Source organism: Nonlabens sp. MIC269 (genome assembly GCF_001430865.1).
Classification (GTDB): Bacteria; Bacteroidota; Bacteroidia; order Flavobacteriales; family Flavobacteriaceae; genus Nonlabens; species Nonlabens tegetincola.
Genome location: NZ_CP011373.1, coordinates 680,745 through 705,714, shown reverse-complemented (window position 1 = coordinate 705,714; position 24,970 = coordinate 680,745). Strand labels below are relative to the sequence as shown.

Here is a 24,970-nt window from a genome sequence, read left to right as displayed (position 1 = left end):
AAGCAGAATCACCACAAACCCTTTACAGAGTTTCAAACTCTATCTAGAAATGGAAGAAAATAAAACAGACTGGAAGCAAATTTTAGGGATGTCCTTAATCTTTGCAATATTAATGTACATGTTCTTTATGAATAAGGAAGAAGTACAAGAAAAAGAACCCAATACTACAACTGAACAATCTATATCCAATAATGATCAACTTGTTCCTGATGGCTTGACAGTTGTAAATGATTCAATTAATCCTAGTAATAGTGCTGAAACTTTATCCTACCAGACCGAATTAGTAGATTACAAATTCAGTACAAAAGGAGCGTATTTAACCCAAGCCGAACTTTTAAAGTTTAAGACTTACGATTCTTTACCAGTTTACTTAGTAAACGATGGTGATATGCAATTGAATTTGACCTTTATGACCAAAGATGGTCGTAAGTTAAATACCGCAGACATGCTTTTTACTCCGCAACAAAGTATGAACGGTGAAAATAAGGTTTTTAACTTCGTTGCTACACCAGGTAACAATGCCAAAATAGAATTTAGATATGAAATCAAACCAGATAATTATATGGTTGATTTTACTATTAGAAGTACTGGTTTAAACTCGGTTGCAAATACAAGTGATGCTGTTTCACTTAAGTGGGATATGCAAGGGTATAGACGTTCAAAGAGTATTCAAAATGAGAACAGATATACTGAAATTAAATTTGAATATGATGGTGGTAGCGATGATTATACTGGACAAGGAGAAACCGCCGAGGAGGAAGGAAACGCTATTACTTGGGCAGCTTACAAGCAACACTTTTTCAGTTCAATACTTGTAACCGACACTCCATTTACGTCTGGTGTTTTAAGAACTAAGAATATTGCATCTATAGACGATACACAAAATAAATTTACCAAGGAATTTAGTTCAGAATTTCAATTAGATTATTCTGGTGGTGAGTTAATGTATAATATGGACTGGTATTTTGGTCCTACGGATTATGATATTCTTGAAAATTATGATGCCAATCTGGAAGAAGTAGTTGATTTAGGTTGGGGAATTTTTGGTGTCATTAATAAATATGTAATTAGACCACTATTTACTTTTATTACGTCTCCTAAATATCTAGGAATTCCTGTTGGGATAGGTATTATTCTTCTAACATTTGGGGTAAGGTTATTATTATCGCCAGTTTTATATAAAAGTTATTTAACTCAGGCAAAAATGAAAATATTACGTCCTGAGATTGAAAAAGTAACTGCAAAGTATAAAGATGACGCTCTTAAAAAGCAACAAGAAACCATGCGTATTCAGCGTGAGGCTGGAGCGAGTCCTTTATCTGGATGTTTACCGGCATTATTACAGATGCCTGTATTTTTTGCCCTGTTCAAATTTTTCCCAACAGCTATCGAATTAAGACAGAAAAGCTTTTTATGGGCAGATGATTTGTCGAGTTACGATGAAATTTTTCAACTTCCTTTCCACATACCGGTTTACGGAGATCATGTAAGTTTATTTCCAATTCTAGCGTCTGTTGCTATATTTTTCTATATGCAAATGACCACTGGTCAAAACATGGCGCAGGCACAACAACCAGGAATGCCTAACATGAAGTTTATCATGTATTTATCGCCATTATTCATGTTAGTTTTCTTTAATAATTACGCAGCTGGTCTATCGCTTTATTATTTTGTATCCAACTTAATTACAATAGGACTGATGTTGGTTATAAAGAATGTGATAATTGATAAGGATAAGGTCCTTGCCAAAATTGAGAAAGCAAAAGCTAAACCTAAAAAGAAGGGTAGATTTGCTAAAAGAATGGAGCAAATGATGGAACAAGCACAAGCTCAACAAGAGTTACAGAAGAAGAAAAAGTAACATCTTATTATACAACATTAAAAACAGCTTTGTGAATATTTCATAAAGCTGTTTTCTTATTAATTGGCTTTACTTACCAAATTCAATCTATGACTTTGTGTGAGCTTAGTAAGTTTAAAACTATGAACTTTCTCTCGTTTTAAATCATATTAGCAACTACTTAAAAGATAAAAAAAGCGTTTTTACATATGTAAAAACGCTTTTTATGATTCTCCGTTCTTTTTCCTTGATATCTTACTCTTTAAGAGTAACTGTTCTTGTCACACTATTGAATGGTCCAGGTATAACTTGATTATTATCGTCAACAAGCTCTAGTTTAATAGAAACTTCACCCATAGGAAGTCCTTTTACAATATATGGAGCCCACTCAGTAATAGTAAAAACTTCATCGTTTATAGTAGCTCTTACCTTATTCCCATCTTCTGAAAGAGTGGTGTTAATAACAAAGAAATCTAATAGTAAATTCTCTGTGTCTTTACCAGAATACTCTCCTTTAGGTCTGCTATAAATAAGAGTAGGAGCATCCATATCCAATTCTTGAGTAATCTCGTCACCTACTTGTACTTTCTTTACCACGACAGAATTGTTATTTTTAACAGACTCATGGTAAGATCTACTTAAAAAAGCTACTAGGTGGTGTGTTCCGTCAGGAAGAGCTTTAGTAAAGGTAGGCTCATAGTGAGCAGAGTAGGGTTGATTATTCACAATAAAATGAATGTGCTGACCTTTTCCTGAATTGGCTAAACGGTTTGCATTTTCACTGTCAGTAATTGCTCCTAATTCATAGTTTGTAACTTCAAAATCAAAGTTAGTATCACCGGAAGGAATAGTTTCAGAAACATCTGGAGATTTAAGAGAAAGACTAGCAGTTTCATAAGCTGGTGAGTCCATTAATTTTTCGATAGTAATAGAAGGCAATTCTTGTTCTACCATCGCTTCTTCAGAGAGCATTTCTTCACTTTCCTCTGATTTTGGAGATTCTTTACATGCAATAAGTGTGGTAGCTGTTAAGGCTAAACCAATAGCTGCTATTCTGTATTTTTTTATGTTCATGATATTAGTTTGTTAGTTAATTTAAATTTTTAGTCTTCTCAAAGATAGTAATAGTGATTTGCAACGACGTGTAAATTAACGCTTTCTTGGGTTTGTGACTTTTGTTCTGTAAATGTGAAGAAATAAAAAACCCAGCTGTAAAAGCTGGGTTTTTAAAGTGACCTCGACAGGATTCAAACTTTTTACGGGTGAACCTTGGGAAGCCTCGCTATATCTATGTTTTGGGGATGCCCGGGATAATGTTCACAAGTGAACTGACCGAATACCTACCATTTTAAAAGAACTTGTTTAATTGAAATTAGCATTTCAAGACTACATAAAGATAACTCTTTTCTGGATTCAAACCTACTCAAATGGCTATAAATACTATGAAACTTGAAGTAAATAATCTTTGATAGTTTCCTCTTTAATTCCGCTGTACTCGGCGAATTCTTCTACTGTGACAAACTGGTAAGACTGCTTTCCAAAGTGGCTTCTAATGTCTTGTAATAGCTTACGGCCATAGCGTTCACTCCTGCCGGTGAGGCAATGAACGTCTTTTGGGAATATAGTGGCTCTTACAATCTTCATTTTAATGCACTATCCATACTTCATCTGTACAGCACCTATAGTTGAACGATACACTTAAATCGGCAAAAATCGTACTAGTTGGCAGATGCGGTTCTAGGAATTCTGATAGCTCTACAAATCTAGTTTGATTTGTTGAGTAATCATAAAATTTTCTAAAAATGGCTAGACAAACTGGTATTATCAAGCTAAAAGGAACTCTTGGCGACATTTCCTTTTACAAAAGCTCTGATGGGCATCTTGCGCGCACCAAAGGTGGCGTGGATGCTAATCGTATCGCTAATGACCCAGTGTTCCAAAGAACGCGTGAAAACGGCTCTGAATTTGGACGTGCCGGGAAGGGTGGAAAAGTAATCCGTAACGCCATCCGTGTGCTTTTGCAGAATGCAAAAGATAAGCGTGTGGTAAGTCGATTGACTAAGGCTCTTGTAGCAGTTACTAAAACTGATACTACTAATGCGCGTGGTGCTAGAACCATCGAAGATGGTGATATGAGCACCCTGCAGGGCTTTGAGTTTAATCTCAATGGTAAACTTGGTGCGACGCTTTTTGCTCCGTACACGACAGCTCTCGACCGTGCAACGGGCGATGTGGAATTGAACCTGGCTCCGTTTGCACCATCGGTTCGTATTGCTGGACCAATCGGGACAACTCACTTCAAAATTGTAACCGGTGCTGCAGAATTGGATTTTGCTAATGAAGCATCTAATTTTGAAAGCGCTGAGACTGCAATTCTGCCTTATGACTCCGCAAATACTGCAGCTATTAACCTTGCGGTTGCTCTACCCGCTGGTAGCGCATTGCCGATTCTTCAGGTAATAGGTATTGAGTTCTATCAGGAAGTAAATGGGCAGATGTATTCACTTAAAAACGGTGCTTACAACGCGCTGTCTATTGCTAATGTAGATACGCAGTAGTATGAACCTCATCCTGAAGCGAAGCTACTTTGAAAAGGGTACCAACGGTGCCCTTTTCTTAAATGACCATCTGGTCTGCTTTATGATTGAGTTGCCCTGGCGAAAAAATCAAAGGAATATTTCTTGTATTCCTGAAGGGCGTTACGAAGTAGTGCCACGATTTTCTACAAAGTTCAAAAATCATTTGAACGTGTTGGATGTTCCTGGTCGCAGTTTAATTTTAATTCATCCGGCTAATGACGCGCTGCGAGAATTAGAAGGATGCCTGGCACCCGTTTCCCAGCTCAGTGGACTTGGCAAAGGCTGGTCTTCTCGAGCTGCTTTACAGAAGGTCCTATCGCTTTGCCATCAGGCATACGAACGAAAAGAAAAAGTTTTTATCACAATTAAATCTCAGAATTATGACACTTATAGAACGTTATAAAAAACCTACCCCTAAATTTTTCCGAACCTTGCGCAATATAGGTATCGCTTTGGCAACTGCTGGTGGTGCCATCATCGCAGCCCCTATTGCTTTACCGGCAACTTTGGTGACTATTGCAACCTATGTAACTGTAGCCGGTACGGTGGCAACGGCGGTAAGTCAAGCAGTAACAGCTGATAATACTTCCGCTTCTGCGAAAGCGAAAAAAGAAGAGTCTCCAGAGGCTAAAAAGTAATTCGATGCCACACAGATATATGTCTACGAAAGCGGGAACTATAGGTGGCACGATTGCCACAGCGTTACATTCTATTTCTGCGGATGATCTCATGGGATCTGCGGTGGTGGCCATTTTTGGGGCGTGTGTGAGCTTCATAGTTTCGCTTTTACTGAAGATTTATCTCAAGGACTGGTTGAAGTCTCGACTGCGGCGCAAGAGGAAGAAATGACAGAATAAAGCGATAGAGCCTTGGTTTAACGCCAGGGCTTTTTCAATCCAACCAAAGAAAATGAACACATTTTTTTTACAAAGAAAAACGAAAAAAAGAAAGCCCTCTTTTTGGTGGCGTGGCCAGGCTGTCAAGTTTTTTGGGAAAAATCGTGCGCTTTCGAAATTGCTATACTGACGATAGAAGAAACAGCTAACTCACAGAAGCAGGCGGCGATTTGGCCAAGCCAGCAGTAACCTGAACCAAGGACTAATTCAAAATAAATGTTCTAAAATGGTGCGCACCTTTGGCGCACTATTTTTTCAAAACCCGTAGGGCCTGAACTTTACTGCTGGTGTGCGGCTGGGCTGAGGTAGCCACCTATATTTGTGACCTTTTTTTATCTTTATCTGATATCATTTAAAACCAAATACTATGGGAAAATTTGAAACGTATAAAGATTCTAGTGGACAGCACAGGTTCAGATTGAAAGCGGCCAACGGCCAAAACATACTGGCAAGTGAAGCATATACCTCAAAAGCTGGTTGTCTCAACGGTATTGAATCGGTTAGAGAAAACTCTCAAATCGATAGCCGATATGACCGAAAGAAATCCAGTAACGGAAAACACTATTTTAATCTTAAGGCTAGTAATGGCCAGGTCATCGGCACTAGTGAAATCTACGAAGGCAGCTCGGGTGTGGAAACTGGTATTAAATCGGTTATGAATAATGCCCCTAAAGCCCCTGTTGTCGAAGCCTGATTTTTATTGAGCAGGTAATTCAAAAGGCGCGAGCCGACTGCGAGATTAGCAAGGGTGCCGTGAGTGGGCGCCTGTAGGCACGAAAGGCGGTCACGGCCATGTTTACACTAGGTGGCGCAGTTTTTTGATTTGGTTTAAAGTGATTTCTATTTTTACTTGAATAGGTAAGTGCTGTGTGTGAGTAAGGTGACTGACGGTAGGAAGGCGCTGAAGGAATACATAGCTCTTACTTATCTGGACGGAAGCGGTACCAGCTTAACCACTAGGTAAGGTGGTACTGCTGTAGGACGTTATCGCTATTACAAATATTTATTGAATAGATATCAAAAACTGTGACACCGTATAAGCCCGCAGCGACACGCAGGCTCGCAAAACGTGAAGTGGCGGTTACCCCTAAATCATTATGCCGGTGATAGCCGACCGTTATGGGATTTTAAGGGGTAAGAGTAGCCACGAGTGCAGAAGGCGTGGAATGTGTGGAATAAAACAAGCCACCGCTTTGGATGGCGCGTTGGCTGTGGTGGCGGTCCCGACAAGGGCGACCGTAAGGGATGTTTAAACTATTGACTGATTTTGATTGTCGTTTATCTACCCTTGTCGGGATGTTTTATGAAACAAAATCGAACAACTGGCGCACACCTTATTACCTGCCTTCCCGAATTTTAATGGTATCAATGGTGTTTATTACAACGACGGAAATACTTGTGCCTGGTGCGGGCAAAGGCAAAAGGTACGAGCAGGGATTGTGCTCAACAGATTTTCCTTAAAATGGCAAATTATTCATTTGTGTAAAAATTCTATTTGAAGTGCATTGCACAATACCTGCTGGTACCGCGCGGAACTGAAAGCTCTTGTTGCTGAAGAATGAACGGACGAATGTAGCCCAGCGAAATGAGGTAGCGAGTGATGAGGTGGCAAGTGCCGTAGGTGGGGAATCGTTTAGTAAAAGTGATTTTTAAGTATAGCACTTCTATTATGTTGAAATTCGATGGATGCTAACTCTGCAAAATTTTTAATTTTCGTTTTGTTGCATTCATCCATCTCAATATTATTGTCTTCATTTAAAAAAACGTCAATTCGGTCATAAATAAAATTTGGATTATCCTTTTCGCTTTTATCGATTCCTTGATACAGTAGACTAATATAGTTTGCGACAAGTTGTGATTGACTTTGCATAAAAAGTTCGATAAGTCTTTTTCTCTTATTCTTTACCATCCAATAATGTAAACCCCATCTTTTGCGAGAATTACCATCGGTAAACTTTTTATATCCAGTTCCAAGGGAAAGGATTTCGAGTTGAGACATATCAACTTTGAACGCTTTTATGGCTTCCAAAAAAGCAACTAATGTAGGGTTGTTTGCCATTATGCCACCATCTACTTTATTTACGAAATCTTTTGTAGTACCATTAAGGTCCTTATATTCCGAAGTGTAAGGATTAAAATATGTGGGTGCGGCTGAAGTAGCCATAGCAGCTTGATAAGCCGGAATATGATAGTCCCTTTCAAAAGCTGGATGATACTTTGTTTTTAAAACACTGGGGTTACCTTGTATTAAATCATATATTGGAATACAGACATTCGTTTTACAGTCTCCAAGTCTTGGTTCAGTCCCATTGTTGGCTTCTTTAAATGTTTTTCTAACCAGGTTTTCAAGAAAGTTGCGTTTATGCGCTGAATTGAAAATTTGACCCAGGAAAAAGGGTTTCTTTAAGCCTAAGAAAAGTGGTTTTTTGCTCCCAAAAATGTTTTTAGCATTATCTAAATACAGATGGTAAATTTCTTTGGCAGGAATGCCCAATGCCAATGCAATAGCAATAATACCACCTGTAGATGTTCCTGTAATTAAATCGAAATGCTGATAAATTTTGGTCTTACCATCAGTACGGTTTTTCAATTCATCCTCTAATAGTGTCAAGAACAATGCAGGAAAAACACCTTTGATACCGCCGCCATCAATTGATAATATTTTAAATTTTTTACTACTCATTTATAAGTTTTTCAGTGTTGTCATCATTTGGATACTCGTTATGCCCACCACCTAACCATTTACCTTCTGGTAGCCATAATTCATAATAATACAACCATTCGCTTATCCAAGGTATTATTGTATCAATAATGTAATTATGAGCGCTCCACTCTTTTTTAGAAGGTGAGTAAAGACATAATTGCTGTTTTTGACTGTCATAAACGTGGGGCAGTTTTATTCTGTTTTTTGCAATTTCCAAGGTTTTATTTACCACAAAGATTTTTACCCATTTGTTTTTAGTATACACAATTTTCACATTATACAACTCACTAATCGCTGTTGGTTGTATTTGGACAACTATTTCAAAATTATCCCAGCCACTTTTTAAGACCTTGATTTCAGGAAATTCTTTTTTGATTCTCTTCAATTGTTCGTGTGAAGGAATCCCATTAAGTTTTCTTTTACTGTTGGCCTTAAAAAATCTACTACTCATACATTACCTTCAAAGTTATGGTTTGGTACTGAAGTACCGACTGAACCTAAGATACCTGTACCGCTTGCCATTTTCCTCAGTCCAGATTCTCTAAGGATTCTATTTTTTTCGCCGTATGCGGCAAAAGCTTTATTCACGACGTTATCGCCATATTGTGCTGAAAAAGACTCATTCAGTTTTTGCAAGCCAACTCCTTGACTATATTTGACTGTTTCGAGGTCTTCTTCCAACTTATCCAACCATTTATAAAAATATTCCTCCTTTTGTGGAACCTCACTCCATTTATCAGCAAAATTCTCTTCATTATTAACAGGATTACTTACCCACCTTTCATAAAGACCCGTTTTTGGGTTCAATTTTGTTTCAATTAAGTCACGCATTCTACTTACGATATTGACATAGGCATCAACGATATTCTCACTTCTATCGTAAGCTCTGGCAGCTAAGGTGGTTATTATTATGGAAATAGGTCTGTTTTCACTGTTGTACTCGTCCGAAGAAAACATCATGTCCCTGTGACGTTTCAACAATTGAATAGCCCGCTGTAAAGGCAATTTTTCTTTTTGGTATGGTCTTACAGGGTCAACTGATTCGCTCAAAGCAAACATTTTCGTTGAACTGTATATGGCCCTTTGATAAAACCATTTTGCATACCCAAAAGGGTTGCTTTTCATCCACCATTCGGTATTGATTTCGGTTGAATAGTTATACTCCTCCTTATCAGTAATACGAATGGCCAATGTGTTAGTATCTAAGTGTTGGCTATTATTAAAGGATTCGCTAAGCAAAACCGTAAAATTCTTATCTGAAATGGAGGGTAGAATGTCCATATGGTAGTTAGCGTCATCAGAGTATTCAAGTGTCCAGCATCTTCTGCCACCATCTTTATCCTCAATCATTTGTTCGTATGTAGAATGGCCTTTAAGTCTGTCGCCAACAGCATCTTTTAGATGCTTTTGTGTCCAATTTGAGGGTTTACCACTTAATTTACAAACGAGGTCCATATCAATATCATCCTCATCATTAATTGGTTTGATTATTGTACCCAGCATAAAAGAGCCTTGAGGGAGTATTCTTGGATTAAATGGATAAAGCGGTGAACCTTCTTTTGATAGCCATTCACCAACAGCCTCGTAACTCTTTACGGCTTCGTTGTATTGACTTTCCGAAATATCAAGTTGCTTCCCCAGATTTTCCAAAATTTCAATAACTTCATTTTTATATTCTTCAGTCATAGTTGTAATTTTTCTAACGTTTTATTTTCAATTATTGCACCAAGCAGTATTATATATATGGTTTGCCCAATTGGCTGAGTTCTATATTTCAATTATGGCAGCCTCTATTAAATAAGCTGCCATAACTAACTTCTAATTAGATTGCTCTAACATTGAAGCTATACCACTAATAACAACTAACGTTGCAAGTCCAAAAACGATGGCTTTCGCTACATCACCTCGTACATTTACACAGTTATTCTTATGGCATAAACTAAGCTCTCCATTGGAGAAATTTATACTATTCATAAAAATGAATTTTAAGATTAAACATTCTCCATTCAGAGCTGTGGAGTTCCGCTCGTTACTTCCCTTTACTATCTTTTCGGTTACTTCTTATGTGCTCTTTGACAGTAATGGTTTTGCTACCTACTTTTCTCTTGTGTTCAGGGATTCTGTTGAATTTTTTACCTGATGAATCTTTTGCCATAGTGTTTACTTTTAGTAGGGATTTTCTTTATATTTGGCAATCCCTTGATTATTAACCCCCAGTATTTTAATGGTAATACATAGGTTGTTATGAGTGCCTCTCACTCAAATACCTTTTTGGATATATCCGTTTTGGTATATAAATGAAAACAGAAACTAATAAAGACATAGATTTTGAAAATTTACCGAGCGTTGAACTGCTGGACTATATTTCTTTTAAGGATGAATTTCCTAAAGAGGCGCAGGAAGCTTTTGTACAATTCTGCTATAGATTTGAGAAGGATTTGAAGCGTAAGTCCGAGATTTATTGCAACAAGTATGGATATAATGAGGTAGTGGCTCTTGAGATAGCACATTGCACATTTGCCAGGGTTTGGAAATATCCCACTTTTGATAAGAAAAAATCCAAGGCAAAAGATTTAGATAAGGGCATACTCATTTGGATGTATCCAATTTTATACACCCAAATAATAAAATATGGCGAGCAGAACAGTTGTGCAGAACCTACTGAAGAAGAAGATTTAAGTCTTGTAACAAGTGCAGATGAATTACTGGACAAGTTTGAAATGCCCGAAGATGCTGAGGCAAAAAGAGCGGTTGTTGCGAAACTTAAAACCATAGAAAGGGCACTTACACAATTATCTGAAAAACATCGAATCATTTATTTTACGTACCGAGCTTATCGGAAGCAAGGCAAAAAAGTACCCAGGACCATTACGAAGCTACTCAGGGAAAAGCTCTCGTTGACCCAAAAATCCGTAAATACTTATTACGGAGATGCACATAAACACGTTACGAACTATTTAGACATTTTGAATGGCCAAGCCTAAGAAAATAGAACTTATAGAAATTGAACAGTTGGACAGTTGGTTAGGTTCAACCGGATTTCTTTATCCTGAAAATGAAATTGAACTGGATAGATTTAACAAGTTATACGAAGATTACGATTTTAAATTGGATTATAAATCCATTGACCCAATTGCCATCATCAACAATACGTTTTATAGAGAGCCAAAAGTTATTACAATGTTTGAAGAAGATGTAGCTGGGGAAGTTGAAAGCCTTAGGATGGTTGCGCGTAAAGGTAAAGAAGATTTGCCTCAGCATATCATTGATAAAATGCGAAGAAAACATAACCAAGATTCAAGTGATTCGGAATAGACCAAGCATAAAGGAACTTGCAGAAAGTATTGCGTTGGAATATAAAGAAAAAATTACTCCACTTAACAGTATATTGGATGATGAAGGATTAGCCGTATTTTATGATAGCTATGGGAAGAATACTTTTGATGGAATGACTTTCTACGATAACGGAAATTTTTTTATACACTTAAATACGGATTTAGGAAACAGGGCAGATTCTGCAAAGGGAAGGTTTACGCTTGCCCACGAGCTTGGACATTATTACATAGATTCCCATAGAATTGGATTGAAAAAAGGACTGCTGGAACCGCATCAATCCAGAACCAATAAAAAGCAGTTTAATCAAATTGAAAGAGAGGCAGATTTTTTTGCCTCTTGTTTGCTAATGCCTGAAGAAAGATTCCTAAAAGATATTAATCGAAAACCCTTCAGTATTGAATTGATAGATTATCTAAAGGATGAGTATAACGTCAGCCGGACTGCCTGTGCATTTAGATTTGCCGATATAGGAAATCACGATATTATGATTGTTTATGGTGAAAATGGTAAGGTTAAGTGGAAGTACTATAGTGAGCATTTTCCTTTTAAATATTTATTGTATGAGAATAAGGTTGCTCCAAATACTGTTATGGGTGAGTATTTTGGAAATATAACGGACAATCTCTTCAAAAAAGAAGAAATATGGGCTGTTGATATTTTTAATTACGTTAACGATGATGATGTACAAAGAAAGTTTTTTGAGCATTGTATTACCTATAGAGGAAAAGCATTAAGTATTATTTGGGAAGAATAGATATCTATTTTCTTTTGTCTATTGTCTTAGAATTAAAACTCAACAAATTAAACATCTCCCTCATCCGTGACCGAACCCGCTCCCCATATTTCTCTTGAAGCTCTTCTGCATTGAGGTTTGTAGTGATGTGTGTCTTTGTGCCTTTTCTTCTAAAGACTTCATATCGGGAAATGAGAATTTCGCCCATCACATTGCAGTCCTTGCCATAATAGCGTCCTACGTGTTCGACACCTAAATCATCGAAGCAATAATCCTTGGTATCTTCATAGTCCTGAATGAGTTTAAACCCTACGCCATTAAACCCAAAAACGATATTCCGGCACGGAATGAAATTGTAGGCTTTCTTATGTGGTACGAGATGCGGTAACAGCCGCATCAAAGTGGTTTTACCACAGCCCACTGGACCTGAAAGTAAAATGCCCTTTGCAGTATCTATTCCTAACTTTTTACAATAGTCATGGTCCTGGATAAAGTAGCTTGTTAGTTTTAAAAGTAAATCGTGGTCATCTTCATAGATTTTGAAGTTTTTACCAAACATCAACTTTCCTTTTGCATCTAGATACCTCACTATTTTTGGGAAGTCGTATAAAATGGACTTACCATCAAAAGTGCCAAGCTCGTATTGAGCGGAACCCACATAAATGATACTTGGATTTTTTAGGTTGTATGTTGTTTGAGATTGTTTCATAATGGCTGATTGTAATCTTTATTTCTTACCGTGTGTAGGTTTTGTGCATTCCTCTCACTACGTTCGTCGGATGCAATATTTTGGGACACTTGCTTATCGTTTTGCAATTCTTCAGATTTGAGCATCCAGTTTTTTGCGGATGCGTGCCAATTTTCAATTTTTATTTTGCCACCAATTTTCCAGCCTATAGCTTGGTAGTGATTGAAGAATTTTTGGGCTTCAACTTCTGGCCATTGTTCTTTTTTAAAAAAATCTAAAACCTCATCTTCATTTTTTGGCTGAGGTAGTTTATAACTGTTTTGTAAAGTTTGTATATGTTTATTAGAACGTCCCATTGCTTGTCCTTGATTTGGGACGCCTTGGTACACATCTTGTCCCACAACTTGTCCAGAGGTTGTCTCAAATTTGAGCATCTTGATTTTTGACCCTTTGAATGGGTTATGCGATGGCACATAAACTAAATAGTTGTAGTGGTTTAATTCCTTCACGCATCTGTGATAGGTAGATTTTGAACCTATTTTGGCAAGTTTCATCACGTCTTCACGGTTTACATGGAAGCTTTCGCGAAAGCGATGATAATTCCACAACTGAAAAAGTGCCAGGTATAGGCTTATATGCGTTGGGTTTAGTCTACTGTCTTGTCTAAATTGTTCAAAAACAGCATTAAGGTGCTGGATGTAATTAACTTCTGGCATCTCATTTTAATATGAATTGTCAATGCGGTTTTCCTGAATAATGCGATGAATTTCATCTGCATCATAAAAGATGATTCCGCCAATTTTAGAATAGGGCAAAGTGCCATTGATACGCAAATTTTGAAGTGTACCAGGGCTTACCTGTAGCAACTCCATGACCTCAGCAGATTTGAGGTACTTTTTCTTTTGTGTTTGTAACGGTTGTTGAATAAGTTGTTTTAAATCCTCCAGTAATTCCATTTTGAATTCTCTTAGGTCGTCTGTTGTGATAATAGATGTGGGCATAGTACATTGTTTAAGCCTACCCCTGACCCCTTCCATATTTCGACTGCGTACAGCACAGGCTGGAAGGGGAATTTGCTGAGGTAGTTAAAGGGCAATGCAGTTATGATTTTTAATGATTGCCCTTAGATTGATTTGACATTCGTTGGGCAAAACTGGTAAAGATTAATGAGAATTTTTCCCAAGTTGGGAATGGGTTGGGTCAAAATTTAACAGTTTAAATCTGTGAAATTGTTGGTTTTCAAGTGTTTGAATTTACAAGCTTTTGCAAAAGTGTAATATCTATCTAGATTCAGAAATTTGAATAAGTCAAATAGGATCTGTTAACCTCTATATACATTCAAAAATTGATCTACATTCCAAGAAAAATGAAACTCTCAAGTTGGGAATAGGTTGTGAAGCCTTTTCTTATAGGATAGGATAAAGGTCGAAGATAATAATTGTGATTAGTCCTCGCGGTCCATCTTCTGTTGTAAGGCGATTTTCATCTCGTCCAAAAACTTTGTTTGATCTTTTTTACGTTCCTTAATTTCAAGAAACGTACGATAGGGATTGCCTAGTTCTAGTTCAAATAGTTCTTCACAGGCATTGACCATAGCATTAATAGCGGCTGTACCGTCTTCAATAGCTCCAGAGGCTTGAAGGCCGTAAATAAGTTCTATTAGATCTGTTTTTGTACCCGTCCATTTAAAGCCACGCTTAGCATAATGACTTAAAACGCCGTAAGGACTTTGCTGGCCTTGGCTTTCGGTAAATCTTAATTCCTGTAATAGCTTTTGATAATGATTGATAAGAAGATCATAAGCCATGATCTTAGCCACCAGGTTGTCGTGACTGGTTGAGAATTCGGCATCCGTCAGGAAATGGGAAGTATCGGTAATGAGCTGCACCTCATCCTTTCCTCTTAAGAAATAATAACGATCGAGATATGTAGATTTCTCGCGATAGTACTTTACAAAATCTAGATTCTTTTTATAGTCTCTCTGTAATTTTTCAATTTCTGTATCTATAAAGCTTCGTTGCTTCTTTATGCTGCCTTGTGGTCTAGCTAGTAGGAACTGATATAGCTTAGAGAAAAATTTAATTTTTGAATAAACTGAAGGCTTGATGTGCTTGAAAAAGTGAATTTCGTTCTCGTTTGACGTAAACTCATGTTGTCTCACTTTAATCCTCAATTCCTGCATGCACTTACGAGAGATTTTTATACCTAACTCTACACTATTAAAATCAGAGAGCTTTTCGTTTTCTATTTCATTGATTTCGGTTTTAAATTGCTCTACGATAGCAAGAATTTCATTCATACAATGTATTTTAAGATAATAGCAGCCTTTTTCAATCTGGTCGCTTTATGAGTTTTATTGATTTAGGATTCACACATTTCTAGATCTTAAAATTAGCAAACGATTTATTTTATTCTATCAATTACAGCACCACAAGTCAACATAGCATCACCGTAATAAGGATTCCTGATTTCTTCCTCTTCACTTAACCATACGGCACCTTTATTATTATTGGCCATGGGACATTCCTGAACATATAGCGTATTCTGTAGATCATCAAGATTTGAAGCAATGGCCACGAGGTTTTCATTGAGAATGACGAAATGGGCTCGCTGGTTTTCTAAATCGGAATTGCTTGCGATGGTATCTAGTATCTCAATGCTTTTGGTTAAATGAGACTCAAGCATGTCGTCCAGATCTTTCTTTGCTATCACCGACATCTTTTTTGAGCTCGCTTTCGCGAAAGCGGAAACATCATCAGCATTGCCTTTTACCAATGCATCTTTCAATTGAAAATAAGACGGTAAGGCTTTCCTGAACTCTTCCTGAAACGATCTGGGTAGGGACATATCCATATTTGTAATGGATGGTTCTTGCCCGGTTTGATTCATCATTGATTTTTTGCCCTGCAACTGTGCTGCACCATCTACCGTAAAGGTGCCCTTTGTAACAATTTCATCACCACTTTCTAAACCAGATATAATAGTATAAGTATTCTCCAGACGGTTGCCTAGGGTTACCTCACGCATTTTAAAGACTGGTTCATTAGGATTAACTTTTAGGTAAACCAGAGATCTTTTACCCGTCCACATCACGGCACTCGCAGGAATGATCAATGCAGATTGGTCTGAGGTAAACGTACCTTTTACTATGCCCTGTACAAACATTCCTGGCTTGAGCAATCCGTCCTTATTTTGAAGTGTTGCCCTGACCGTTACCGTGCGCGTCTGCGTATTTAGGATGGGGTCGATGAAAGAAACTTGCGCCTCAAATTCTTTATTGGGATACGCATTACTTGTCACCATAATTTTTTGACCTATTAGAAACTGCTCCAGTTGACTCTCATAGGCATCAAAATCTGCCCAAACTGTTGATAGATCGCTAAGCCTAGCAATAGGCTGACCAGCCTTTACATAATCACCCTGTGCGGCCATTACCTCAGTTACCGTCCCTGACACGGTGGCGTGTAGCGGAAAATTGTCCCTTACCGATCCAGAGGTTTCGATAGCATCAATTTGAGCTTCAGTCAATTTCCAGTTCTTAAGCTTATTACGAACAGCCTTATATAAGGCAGGTTGGGTTTCTTTGATTGTTGTTGCGGTAATTAATTCTTGCTGAGCGGCTACTAGGGCTGGTGCGTATATGGTAGCGAGCAGTTGGCCGCGATTAACTTTCTGACCTTGGTAGGTAACATTCAACCGTTCAATACGTCCATCAAAATAGCTGGCCTGCACACTATTTTGATCCTCGTTTTGAGCAATTTTTCCTGATAGCTTGATTGTACCGTCGCCTTTTGCTGAACTGCTACCTACGATGGTGGTCTGGATATTTGCAAGTGCCATGGCGTTCTCTGTCATTCTAAACTCGGCAGCGGCCAGCCCGTCTGCACCTGATTCTGCAGGAATTAAATCCATTCCGCAGATAGGACAATCACCCGGTTCAGGCTGCATGATTTGTGGGTGCATTGAGCAGGTCCACATTTGACTTTCGGTGGTTTCAGTATGTGAATGCTCACTATCTGGGTGGTCCTCATTAGAGAAAACAAACCAGCCAATACCTAAGCCAATTAGTAAGGCTACAGCGATATAAATCCAATTCTTATTCATGTCTATTCGTCTTGATTTTCTAGCCTCTCGATCATTTTTTTCATTTCGGCTATTTCTTTTCTTTGTGCTTTGATGATTTCTTCAGCTAGCTTTTTTACTTCGGGATCTTGTATGTCAGCTCGCTCACTAGTGAGTATGGCAATCGAATGGTGCGGGATCATGGCCTTCATCCACAATACATCGCCCACCGTAGATTTCTGGTCACGAACCAAAAACAAAGCGCCTAGAAATAAGATCAGACTGCCTAGAAGTAAAGCGATGTTTTTCTTTTTATCTGTATACATCTTACGCATGAAGAACCACATGATTACTGCCATGGTAGCTATTCCTAGGCACACCATGTAGAAACGCGTTAGGCTGAACCAAACATGGTCAAACTCATAGGTGTTGAGGTACATGGTGATGTACATAGCCACGAAAGAGCATCCCAACATGAGAAAAAATTTAGTGTAGTTTCCTATACCTGAGTGTTTTGAATTTTCCATAATAATTTAAATTAAGTTAATGAGCATTATTGCCGCCATGACGATCATGATGGCATTTTCAATAAAAGTGGCCTCAGTCATGGGTAACTGAAGGGCGGTTCCCAAACAGGCGCATTTAATAGACTTTTTGTCCAAGAGTGTTTTAGTTACACCTACGGTTGTAATTCCTAAAATGATAAGAGTAACAATTAGCGCGATGGGTATTTCTAACCGCATCAAAAACATAAGACCAAGTGCAGTCTCGATAAAAGGGTAAATCCAACCATAGGCGGGAAGTACTTTGGCTAGTGGGTCGTACATTCTGAAACTATCAGGAAATCCTTTCAGGTCGAGAATTTTAAAAAAGCTAAAGACGATAAAGAATAGCCCCATGAAATCTAACATGGCCTCGTTCCAACTTTCTCGCTGATAGTTCAATAAAATGGTAGCAACAGTTATATAACCCAAAATTATAAGTAGAGGCTTGAGTTGCTGCAGTTTTGTCTTTTCTGTTTCCGCTTTCGCAAAAGCGTTATTCCTAGTAGTACTGGAAAAAACATTTCTTGTTTTTTGCTTTTCAGTAATGGCATATTTGTCCGGAAGCGCCTCTGCGAAAGTAGCTGTATCAATATGGTGATTCATTTCTATTACGGCTTCTTGCTTTTCCAGATCTACCGTGGCGGTTTTTACACCAGGTACTGCATTTAATTTTTGCTCGACACTCGTGCGACAGCCATTGCAGGTCATTCCTTTTATGTGATATGTGTGTTTCATTTCTTAATTTAAAAATTTAATTATTAGCCCACCCGTAAGCCATATGTAACAAACAAATGCAGCATATTTCAATACCTTTTCAAGTACAGGACTTTTGGGTGCCATCTCGCTCATGGAGTGCTCCACATCCTTTTTCTTGTAGAATCCTAGGTAAATTAAATATCCTGAAACGGCTAGAAAAGCCAGGTTCAAAAAGAAGGTGTAATCAATCTTAAAATGTTCCTTGTCCTGAATTTTTACCTGTGAGGGATCGGGTAACATTCCTATCAAATCAAAGCCATAATGTAGGGCTAGGGAAGTGCCAATCAATGCGGCAAACAACAGGAATAGAATGAAAAATGACATCTTCCATCCATAATACTTGGCATTGATGCGTAGTACAGGAAATACGACAAGGTCGCTGAAAATAAAAGCCATCACTCCAGCAAAACTTACACCTTTTCCAAATAGTAATGCTGCCAAAGGGATGTTACCCATTGAGCCTATGAAAGTGAGAAAGGCCGCTACGGGACCGACCACGATATGTTCTAGAATTTCCAAAAATGTAAAGTCGGTTTTTCCCTGACCGCTATTGATAAATAAAGTCTGAAAGAATGAGTCTGGTACAAAGGCAGCGACAATTCCAGCAATGGTGAAGCCTACGGTCACATCTTTCCAGACCATTTGCCACTCCATCTTATATTTCTTGGCGACCCTTGCCCAGCTCTCCTCATTTCTGATCTGTTTTTTCCAATCTTTGGAATCATTCATCTCGTCATCACCCTGTCCTTCCAGGTTCTTTCGAGCTTTTTCAATTAGTTTTTTGGGATTGATAACCCGGATTAGAGTCCAGCAAATTAGTATCAGTAATAGACCGCCCACATATTCTCCAACCACAAACTGCCATCCCAAAAAAATGGAAATAATGATCCCGAGTTCTATAACCAGATTAGTAGATGCCAGAAGGAAGGCGATAGAAGAGACAAAACTTGCACCTTTTTTAAAAATAGATTTTGCACTTGCCAGAGCAGCAAAACTGCATGAACTACTGATAAAGCCAAAAAATGTACCTAGTAGAACACTTTTACCCTCATTCTCACCCATGGTTTCCTGCATACGTTTTTCGGTCACAAAAATCTGTATCATACTGCTTATAATGTAACCCAGAATAAACGCCCAAAGCGCCATCCAAAAGAACCCGGTAGATGTGTAGGCTGCCTCACCCCATTGTTTGAGGAAGTTATCCATATCTATTTCTTTATCGTTTCTGCCACGTTCCCGCATTTTAACATACGGTCGCCGAAGTAAGGATTACGTATTTGATCAACATCGCTGAACCAGTAGCCACCCGTATTATTAAAAGCCATCGGGCAGTACTGCTTGTAAATCGTACCATTGTTTAATTCGTTTTTAAACAAGCTCTCGGCTTGCTCGTTAATTTTAGAGAACAATTCACGTTGCTTTTCAAGGTCATCTGTACTGGCCATTTGTTGGACTATAGACTTCAATTCCTCCTGTTGTTCAGAAAAATTCTGTGAGAGACTTTGCGCTGCGGTTTGAACTTTTTCTGCATTACTCTCAACCAATGCAGTTTTTACTTTCAAGTAATTATTCCATAGTTTGCCAGTCATGTCCTTGCTAAAAGAGACTTCAGCAGTTTGTTGCTCTTTTTCACTTATTTGTTCTACCTCATTGCTTTCTACTTGAGCATCTTGATGAGCATCTTTACAGCTAAATGCTATTAGAATTGAAAGTGTTGCGATTGTGATTTTTAGTTTTTTCATGATAAAAATTTTTTAGTTTATTAAATAATTTAAATATGCAGATTGTACATAGTAAAGCTGTATGGCTTGGATTTGTTGGGTTTGAAATTTCAACTGCAATTCCTGAATGTCTAGCACATCATTGAAATCGATGGTTCCGGTTTCATAATTCTTTAATAGGATTTCTTCAGCATCCTTTGCTCGGGCTAAATTCTTGTTTTGCGTGTCGAATGATATACGTGCTTTATTTCTTAGGGATTTCGCTTTCGCGAAAGCAGATTCCAAAACATTCAACCGTTGTTGTTTTTGTGACTCAATTTCCTGTTGTCTCAGTTCGTTCTGCCGTGAACGGGACTTGAAACGGTTGTCAAATAGCGGAATGCTAAGTGATACCATTGGCATTAAGATATCCTTGCCATTGTCACTAAAATTCATGTCTGGTCGTTCCTGTACGGGCAGATAGTTGACCCCAAAACCGAGCACGGGCGAGCTTTCTCGCTGGTTGAGTAATTCAGATTGTTCAATAGATTCATACAGCTTGTCGTATTTGATCAGTTCAGGGTTAAGTGTCAAGGCAGCTTCATCTAATAAAGGATCCGTTTCAGGAATAATCAATGAGTCTACTACCTGAACTTGCCTTACTGATTCCCGATTAAGCAGGTTGTTGAAATTGGATTGCTCTGCAAGAAATTCTTCTTGTAGTAATTCTTTTTGTTGCAGTAGTTCATTTTGCTGTATTTGTAATTTCAGAACATCTACTGCGCTGGCATTACCTACTTCGACAGATGTTAGGGCCAGTTTTTCGTAAGTCTGCAATAACCCGATATTCCTTTCAAGAACATCTTGTTTTGCTTTTATAGCGTATAATTGATAGTAGGATTGTGCTACTGAGAGCGCAAGCTTGCGCTTAGCAATAGTGATTTCAACATATTCTGCTTCCGCTAGAGCGTTAGCGTAGTTTTCTCGAGCTGTAATCGTACCGAACCAAGGAAGCATTTGTCGTACCGAGAATTGAGCTACTTGTGCGCCTGTACGGGTTTCTGGTTCGCTGATAAAATAGCCGGCACTTATTTCAGTATTTGGTATCCAGTTGGCTTCAGAAACCTTTTCTTCGGCAATATTGTAGCGTAGTTCAAAGGCTTGTATTTTTGGGTTATTTTCAATTGACTCATCAATGTAAGCTTGTAGTTGTTGCGCTTTCGCGAAAGCAAATGACATCACCAAGGATAGTATTATTAGTATGTTTTTCATTTGTTTGCTCTTTTAAGTTGATATTCTTCCCTCCAGCTGTATAGAACAGGCAGCAAGAAATAAGACGTCACATCGATAAGCATACCGCCCATAATTGGGATTGCCATAGGTATCATTATATCGCTACCTTTTCCGCTAGAGGTCAGCACAGGCAATAGAGCCAGAACGGTTGTAACTGTTGTCATCAGGCAAGGGCGTATTCGCTTGCCAGCCGCTCTACGCGTAGCCTTACGGATACCACTAATCTCTTTCGGTTTCCTTTTGTCAAATGTCTGGTTGAGATAGGTTGCCATCACCACACCGTCATCTGTTGCAATACCAAAGAGAGCGATAAAACCAACCCAAACAGCCACACTTAGATTCACTGTCTGAATGTTGAAGAGCTCTCGTAGATTCTCACCGAACAGACTGAAATTGAGAAACCAATCCTGATCATAAAGCCAAATCATCACAAAGCCACCTGCAAAAGCAACTGCAATAGCTGTAAATACCATTAGCGATGTAGTCACAGATTTGAACTGAAAGTATAAAATCAGAAAAATAATTATTAGGCAGAGTGGGACTACGATAGAAAGGGTTTTCTCGGCACGTAACTGATTTTCATAGGTACCCGTGAATTTGTAGCTGATGCCTTGGGGCACGACCAACTCACCGCTATCGATTTTCTTCTGAATTAAGGCTTGGGCATTTTCTACCACATCCACCTCGGCAAAGCCGTCCAGTTTATCAAACAGAACATAACCTACCAGAAACGTATCCTCACTCTTAATAGCTTGTGGTCCTTGCTCGTAACGTATTTCTACCAATTCGCTAAGCGGAACAGGACTTCCATTGTTTACAGGCACATAAATATTCTTCAAATCATCAGGGTTTGCCCGTAATTCTCTTGGGTAACGCACTCTTATGGAATAACGCTCACGTCCTTCTACAGTTTGAGTCAAAGGCATACCGCCTACAGCTACTTGAAGTATTTCCTGCACATCCATTATTGATGTGCCGTAACGTGCCAGTTGGTCACGTTTAATGTCTATGAGCAAGTAAGGTTTTCCTACGATTCGGTCGGCAAACACGGCTTGTTCCTTGACGCCTTGGGCTTGTTTCAGAATTTCTTCCAATTTGAACCCGAAGGATTCTATTTCTCGCAAATCCTGCCCTTTGACCTTTATACCCATAGGTGCGCGCATTCCCGTTTGTAGCATTACCAGTCGGGTTTCGATAGGTTGAAGCTTTGGTGCAGAGGTAACGCCAGGTAATTTTGTAGCACTGACGATTTCGTTCCAAATGTCATCTGGACTTTCAATCTCGGGTCGCCAATTGCGGTAGTACTCGCCATTGTCATCTTCAATCAAGTCATTTTTGGCAATGGCGGATTGCAGTTGGTTTGCAGTATAATTTGCATCGTTTTCTATTTCATTGTTTGGATTGCTATGGAACCTTTCATTTTTCAATACAAAAAGTCCATCATCGTTTACCCGATAGCGTTGCCGTTCACCTGAGGCGTTACGCATATATTCAGATTTATACTGAATCACGTTTTCGTACATCGATAGCGGTGCAGGGTCAAGTGCGGATTCTGTACGACCAGCTTTGCCTACTACGGTTTCAATTTCAGGAATACTGGCCACCGCCATATCAAGCTGTTGCAATACACGCTTGTTTTCCTCGACACCAGCGTGTGGTAAAGAAGTAGGCATCAACAGGAAAGAGCCTTCATTGAGTGCAGGCATAAACTCTTTGCCCGTATTCTTCATGATAAAGAAACCCGCTACTAATAGCGCAGTAGGAATAGTAAGGAATACTAATCTATTTTGTAAAGCCCAGCTCAGAATACGATCGTAGTATCTTCTAAGCAAAGAAAAAACACCTAGAAACCCAAAGCAGAGTATAGCGACCACAACTAAGTTGATCAATAAACTGCGATCAAAACCCAGCGGTCGCCAGTATTCTGCCAATAAAAAAACGACGGCAATTACTGCTATGAGTGTATCTAGAAGGTTTTTTTGCTTTCGCGAAAGCGAAACACGTACAGATAAAATAGCTACCGCACCAAAGGCTACAAGAACCAGTCCTAACCAGTAGCCATAAATAATTGCAGTAATTCCTGCGATTATCAATGCACCGTTGACGATATATTTAAGGCGCTGGCGCATTTCTCTTTTTTTGAAAATAGAGGCGGCAAACGGCGGTATCAGAAAAAATGCGATGATAAGAGCGGCTACAAGAGCCATGGTTTTGGTGAACGCAAGTGGTCGAAACAATTTGCCCTCAGCACCTATCATTGTAAAAACGGGCAGGAAACTTATGATAGTAGTAAGAACCGCTGTGAGAATGGCACCGGATACCTCTGCCGTAGCGTTGTAGATGATTTCATTACTGGTGTAGGGTTCACCGCTTTCGCGAAAGCGTAATTTTTCATCTTCCAAATGGCGTATCATATTTTCGGCAAGGATGACACCAACATCCACCATCGTACCAATGGCAATAGCGATACCCGAGAGCGCAACGATATTCGCATCCACATTAAAGAGCTTCATCGTGATGAATACAATTAACACCGCTACGGGCAATAGCCCAGTAATTAAAGCAGATGCCCTAAGATTGAACACCATTACAACGATGACCAGAATGGTGATAAGAATCTGAAGTGTGATGGCCTCGTTTAGTGTACCGAGTGTTTCTTTTATAAGTTCTGTACGGTCATAAAAAGGAACAATGGTCACCTGTGATGTACGACCGTCTGAAAGTTCTTTTGTGGGTAGTCCCGATGATATTTCTGCTATTTGGTCTTTGACATTGTTAATGACTTCCATCGGGTTTGCACCATAACGTGCAACTACTACACCGCCCACCACTTCAGCACCTTCTTTATCGAGGATACCTCTTCGGGTTGCCGGACCTAGGTGAACCTTAGCGACATCCTTAATGCGGATTGATGTAAAATTTTCTGAGTCAACTACCGCATTCTCAATGTCTGAAATGGATTTGACATAACCCAACCCACGTACGAGGTATTCTGCCTGATTGATTTCTAAGGTTTGTGCGCCTATATCCTGATTTGACTGTTTAACGGACTTGACTACATCGCTGAGATGTATGCCATACTGGCGCATCAATTCTGGGTCAACATCCACCTGATATTCCAGGACGTATCCACCTATGGATGCTACCTCAGAAACACCGCTGGCAGATGACAGACCGTATTTTACGTAGTAATCTTGAATACTGCGCAATTCCTGCAAGTCCCAACCACCTGTGACGTTTCCATCCTGATCACGACCTTCTAAGGTGTACCAAAATATCTGACCTAATCCAGTTGCATCCGGTCCCAAAGCTGGATTAACGCCTTCGGGTAAAAGACCGCTCGGTAAGGAATTTAGTTTTTCCAGGATGCGGCTGCGTGACCAGTAGAACTCTACATCTTCTTCAAAAATGATGTAGATGCTGGAAAACCCAAACATTGAAGAACTACGAATGGTTTTTACACCAGGAATTCCCAATAGGGAAGTGGTCAACGGATATGTAATTTGATCCTCGATATCTTGCGGTGAACGTCCTTGCCATCGAGTAAATACGATCTGCTGATTTTCACCTATATCTGGAATAGCATCAACTGCTACAGGATCACTCGGAAGTAGTCCCGTGTCCCAACTGAAAGGTGCATTCACCGTACCCCAGCCTATGAATAGGACTAAAAGTATTACAGCAACGAGTTTGTTTTGAATGAGAAATTTTATGCTTTTGTTTAGCATAGGCTTGATAATTAGATAATTGAACGATAACGTAGTTTGAAATCAAACACACGCGTTGAAGCCCATAGTTCCGAACACTCGGAATTGGGCTTGATTCAAAAAATCTAATA

At 39.0% G+C, this 24,970-nt stretch carries 25 protein-coding genes; 8 read left to right on the top strand and 17 right to left on the bottom strand.

All coding sequences use genetic code 11. The features are described from left to right. Window positions 1-49: 49 nt before the first annotated feature. Window positions 50-1,861: a membrane protein insertase YidC gene (yidC, locus tag AAT17_RS03215; RefSeq protein ID WP_060522914.1), complete on the top strand. Its 1,812-nt coding sequence runs from the start codon at window positions 50-52 to the stop codon at window positions 1,859-1,861. Window positions 1,862-2,095: 234 nt separating this feature from the next. Here the strand turns inward: yidC and AAT17_RS03210 are convergent, their stop codons facing one another. After that, window positions 2,096-2,914: a hypothetical protein gene (locus AAT17_RS03210; protein WP_060522913.1), complete on the bottom strand. Its 819-nt coding sequence runs from the start codon at window positions 2,912-2,914 to the stop codon at window positions 2,096-2,098. Between the two features lie 728 nt (window positions 2,915-3,642). Here AAT17_RS03210 and AAT17_RS03205 point away from each other — a divergent pair. From AAT17_RS03205 to AAT17_RS03190, 4 genes are all read left to right on the top strand, one after another. Continuing rightward, window positions 3,643-4,398, top strand: coding sequence for a hypothetical protein (locus AAT17_RS03205; protein WP_060522912.1), 756 nt, complete (start codon window positions 3,643-3,645; stop codon window positions 4,396-4,398). A gap of 1 nt (window position 4,399) precedes the next feature. Beyond that, window positions 4,400-4,822 (top strand): DUF5675 family protein, encoded by a 423-nt coding sequence (locus AAT17_RS03200; protein WP_042278088.1) that lies wholly within the window; start codon window positions 4,400-4,402, stop codon window positions 4,820-4,822. After that, a complete protein-coding gene (locus AAT17_RS03195) occupies window positions 4,800-5,057 on the top strand; it encodes a hypothetical protein (RefSeq protein ID WP_042278090.1) in 258 nt (85 codons plus the stop codon). Before AAT17_RS03200 ends, AAT17_RS03195 begins: the two co-directional genes overlap by 23 nt. Before the next feature lie 625 nt (window positions 5,058-5,682). After that, window positions 5,683-6,009: a YegP family protein gene (locus AAT17_RS03190; RefSeq protein ID WP_042278092.1), complete on the top strand. Its 327-nt coding sequence runs from the start codon at window positions 5,683-5,685 to the stop codon at window positions 6,007-6,009. A gap of 939 nt (window positions 6,010-6,948) precedes the next feature. Here the strand turns inward: AAT17_RS03190 and AAT17_RS03185 are convergent. The 5 genes from AAT17_RS03185 to AAT17_RS13530 all read right to left on the bottom strand — a co-directional run bounded on the left by AAT17_RS03185 (window position 6,949) and on the right by AAT17_RS13530 (window position 10,174). Next, a complete protein-coding gene (locus AAT17_RS03185; protein ID WP_060522911.1) occupies window positions 6,949-7,998 on the bottom strand; it encodes a CBASS cGAMP-activated phospholipase in 1,050 nt (349 codons plus the stop codon). After that, window positions 7,991-8,470, bottom strand: coding sequence for a hypothetical protein (locus AAT17_RS03180; RefSeq protein WP_060522910.1), 480 nt, complete (start codon window positions 8,468-8,470; stop codon window positions 7,991-7,993). Before AAT17_RS03180 ends, AAT17_RS03185 begins: the two co-directional genes overlap by 8 nt. Further along, window positions 8,467-9,705, bottom strand: coding sequence for a nucleotidyltransferase (locus AAT17_RS03175; protein WP_060522909.1), 1,239 nt, complete (start codon window positions 9,703-9,705; stop codon window positions 8,467-8,469). Before AAT17_RS03175 ends, AAT17_RS03180 begins: the two co-directional genes overlap by 4 nt. A gap of 132 nt (window positions 9,706-9,837) precedes the next feature. After that, the gene (locus AAT17_RS13270) at window positions 9,838-9,993 is read right to left on the bottom strand and encodes a hypothetical protein (protein ID WP_157539216.1); all 156 of its coding nucleotides are present in this window, start codon (window positions 9,991-9,993) and stop codon (window positions 9,838-9,840) included. A gap of 55 nt (window positions 9,994-10,048) precedes the next feature. Continuing rightward, window positions 10,049-10,174 (bottom strand): hypothetical protein, encoded by a 126-nt coding sequence (locus tag AAT17_RS13530; protein WP_301281881.1) that lies wholly within the window; start codon window positions 10,172-10,174, stop codon window positions 10,049-10,051. A gap of 142 nt (window positions 10,175-10,316) precedes the next feature. Between AAT17_RS13530 and AAT17_RS03170 the strand changes: the two genes are divergently transcribed. Genes AAT17_RS03170 through AAT17_RS03160 form a run of 3 tightly spaced genes read left to right on the top strand, consistent with a single transcriptional unit; the run spans window position 10,317 to window position 12,109 of the window. Then, a complete protein-coding gene (locus AAT17_RS03170; RefSeq protein ID WP_060522908.1) occupies window positions 10,317-11,003 on the top strand; it encodes a sigma-70 family RNA polymerase sigma factor in 687 nt (228 codons plus the stop codon). Then, the gene (locus AAT17_RS03165) at window positions 10,990-11,334 is read left to right on the top strand and encodes a hypothetical protein (RefSeq protein WP_060522907.1); all 345 of its coding nucleotides are present in this window, start codon (window positions 10,990-10,992) and stop codon (window positions 11,332-11,334) included. The genes AAT17_RS03170 and AAT17_RS03165 overlap by 14 nt, the downstream gene beginning before the upstream one ends. Continuing rightward, window positions 11,321-12,109 carry an ImmA/IrrE family metallo-endopeptidase gene (locus tag AAT17_RS03160; protein WP_253279787.1) on the top strand — a complete coding sequence of 263 codons (789 nt, stop codon included), beginning with the start codon at window positions 11,321-11,323 and terminating at the stop codon, window positions 12,107-12,109. The genes AAT17_RS03165 and AAT17_RS03160 overlap by 14 nt, the downstream gene beginning before the upstream one ends. 4 nt (window positions 12,110-12,113) lie before the next feature. On the opposite strand, the gene AAT17_RS03155 is transcribed toward AAT17_RS03160, so the two are convergent. From AAT17_RS03155 to AAT17_RS03105, 11 genes are all read right to left on the bottom strand, one after another. Beyond that, window positions 12,114-12,797, bottom strand: a complete 684-nt coding sequence (locus tag AAT17_RS03155) for a hypothetical protein (protein WP_060522906.1) — start codon at window positions 12,795-12,797, stop codon at window positions 12,114-12,116. Then, window positions 12,794-13,492 (bottom strand): hypothetical protein, encoded by a 699-nt coding sequence (locus AAT17_RS03150; protein WP_060522905.1) that lies wholly within the window; start codon window positions 13,490-13,492, stop codon window positions 12,794-12,796. Before AAT17_RS03150 ends, AAT17_RS03155 begins: the two co-directional genes overlap by 4 nt. A gap of 6 nt (window positions 13,493-13,498) precedes the next feature. Beyond that, window positions 13,499-13,777: a helix-turn-helix domain-containing protein gene (locus AAT17_RS03145; RefSeq protein ID WP_060524964.1), complete on the bottom strand. Its 279-nt coding sequence runs from the start codon at window positions 13,775-13,777 to the stop codon at window positions 13,499-13,501. Between the two features lie 443 nt (window positions 13,778-14,220). Beyond that, window positions 14,221-15,075, bottom strand: a complete 855-nt coding sequence (locus AAT17_RS03140; protein ID WP_060522904.1) for an RteC domain-containing protein — start codon at window positions 15,073-15,075, stop codon at window positions 14,221-14,223. A 104-nt stretch (window positions 15,076-15,179) separates the two neighbouring features. Further along, window positions 15,180-16,880, bottom strand: coding sequence for an efflux RND transporter periplasmic adaptor subunit (locus AAT17_RS03135; RefSeq protein WP_060522903.1), 1,701 nt, complete (start codon window positions 16,878-16,880; stop codon window positions 15,180-15,182). Window positions 16,881-16,882: 2 nt separating this feature from the next. Further along, the gene (locus AAT17_RS03130) at window positions 16,883-17,365 is read right to left on the bottom strand and encodes a DUF305 domain-containing protein (protein ID WP_060522902.1); all 483 of its coding nucleotides are present in this window, start codon (window positions 17,363-17,365) and stop codon (window positions 16,883-16,885) included. 6 nt (window positions 17,366-17,371) lie between these two features. Continuing rightward, entirely contained in the window at window positions 17,372-18,118 is a 747-nt protein-coding gene (locus AAT17_RS03125; protein ID WP_060522901.1) for a heavy-metal-associated domain-containing protein, read from the bottom strand. 3 nt (window positions 18,119-18,121) lie between these two features. Continuing rightward, window positions 18,122-19,345 carry a permease gene (locus AAT17_RS03120; RefSeq protein WP_060524962.1) on the bottom strand — a complete coding sequence of 408 codons (1,224 nt, stop codon included), beginning with the start codon at window positions 19,343-19,345 and terminating at the stop codon, window positions 18,122-18,124. Window positions 19,346-19,347: 2 nt separating this feature from the next. Next, window positions 19,348-19,881: a DUF3347 domain-containing protein gene (locus AAT17_RS03115; protein WP_060522900.1), complete on the bottom strand. Its 534-nt coding sequence runs from the start codon at window positions 19,879-19,881 to the stop codon at window positions 19,348-19,350. Window positions 19,882-19,893: 12 nt separating this feature from the next. Then, the gene (locus AAT17_RS03110; RefSeq protein ID WP_060522899.1) at window positions 19,894-21,111 is read right to left on the bottom strand and encodes a TolC family protein; all 1,218 of its coding nucleotides are present in this window, start codon (window positions 21,109-21,111) and stop codon (window positions 19,894-19,896) included. Then, a complete protein-coding gene (locus tag AAT17_RS03105) occupies window positions 21,108-24,860 on the bottom strand; it encodes an efflux RND transporter permease subunit (RefSeq protein ID WP_060522898.1) in 3,753 nt (1,250 codons plus the stop codon). Before AAT17_RS03105 ends, AAT17_RS03110 begins: the two co-directional genes overlap by 4 nt. Between the last annotated feature and the right edge of the window lie 110 nt (window positions 24,861-24,970).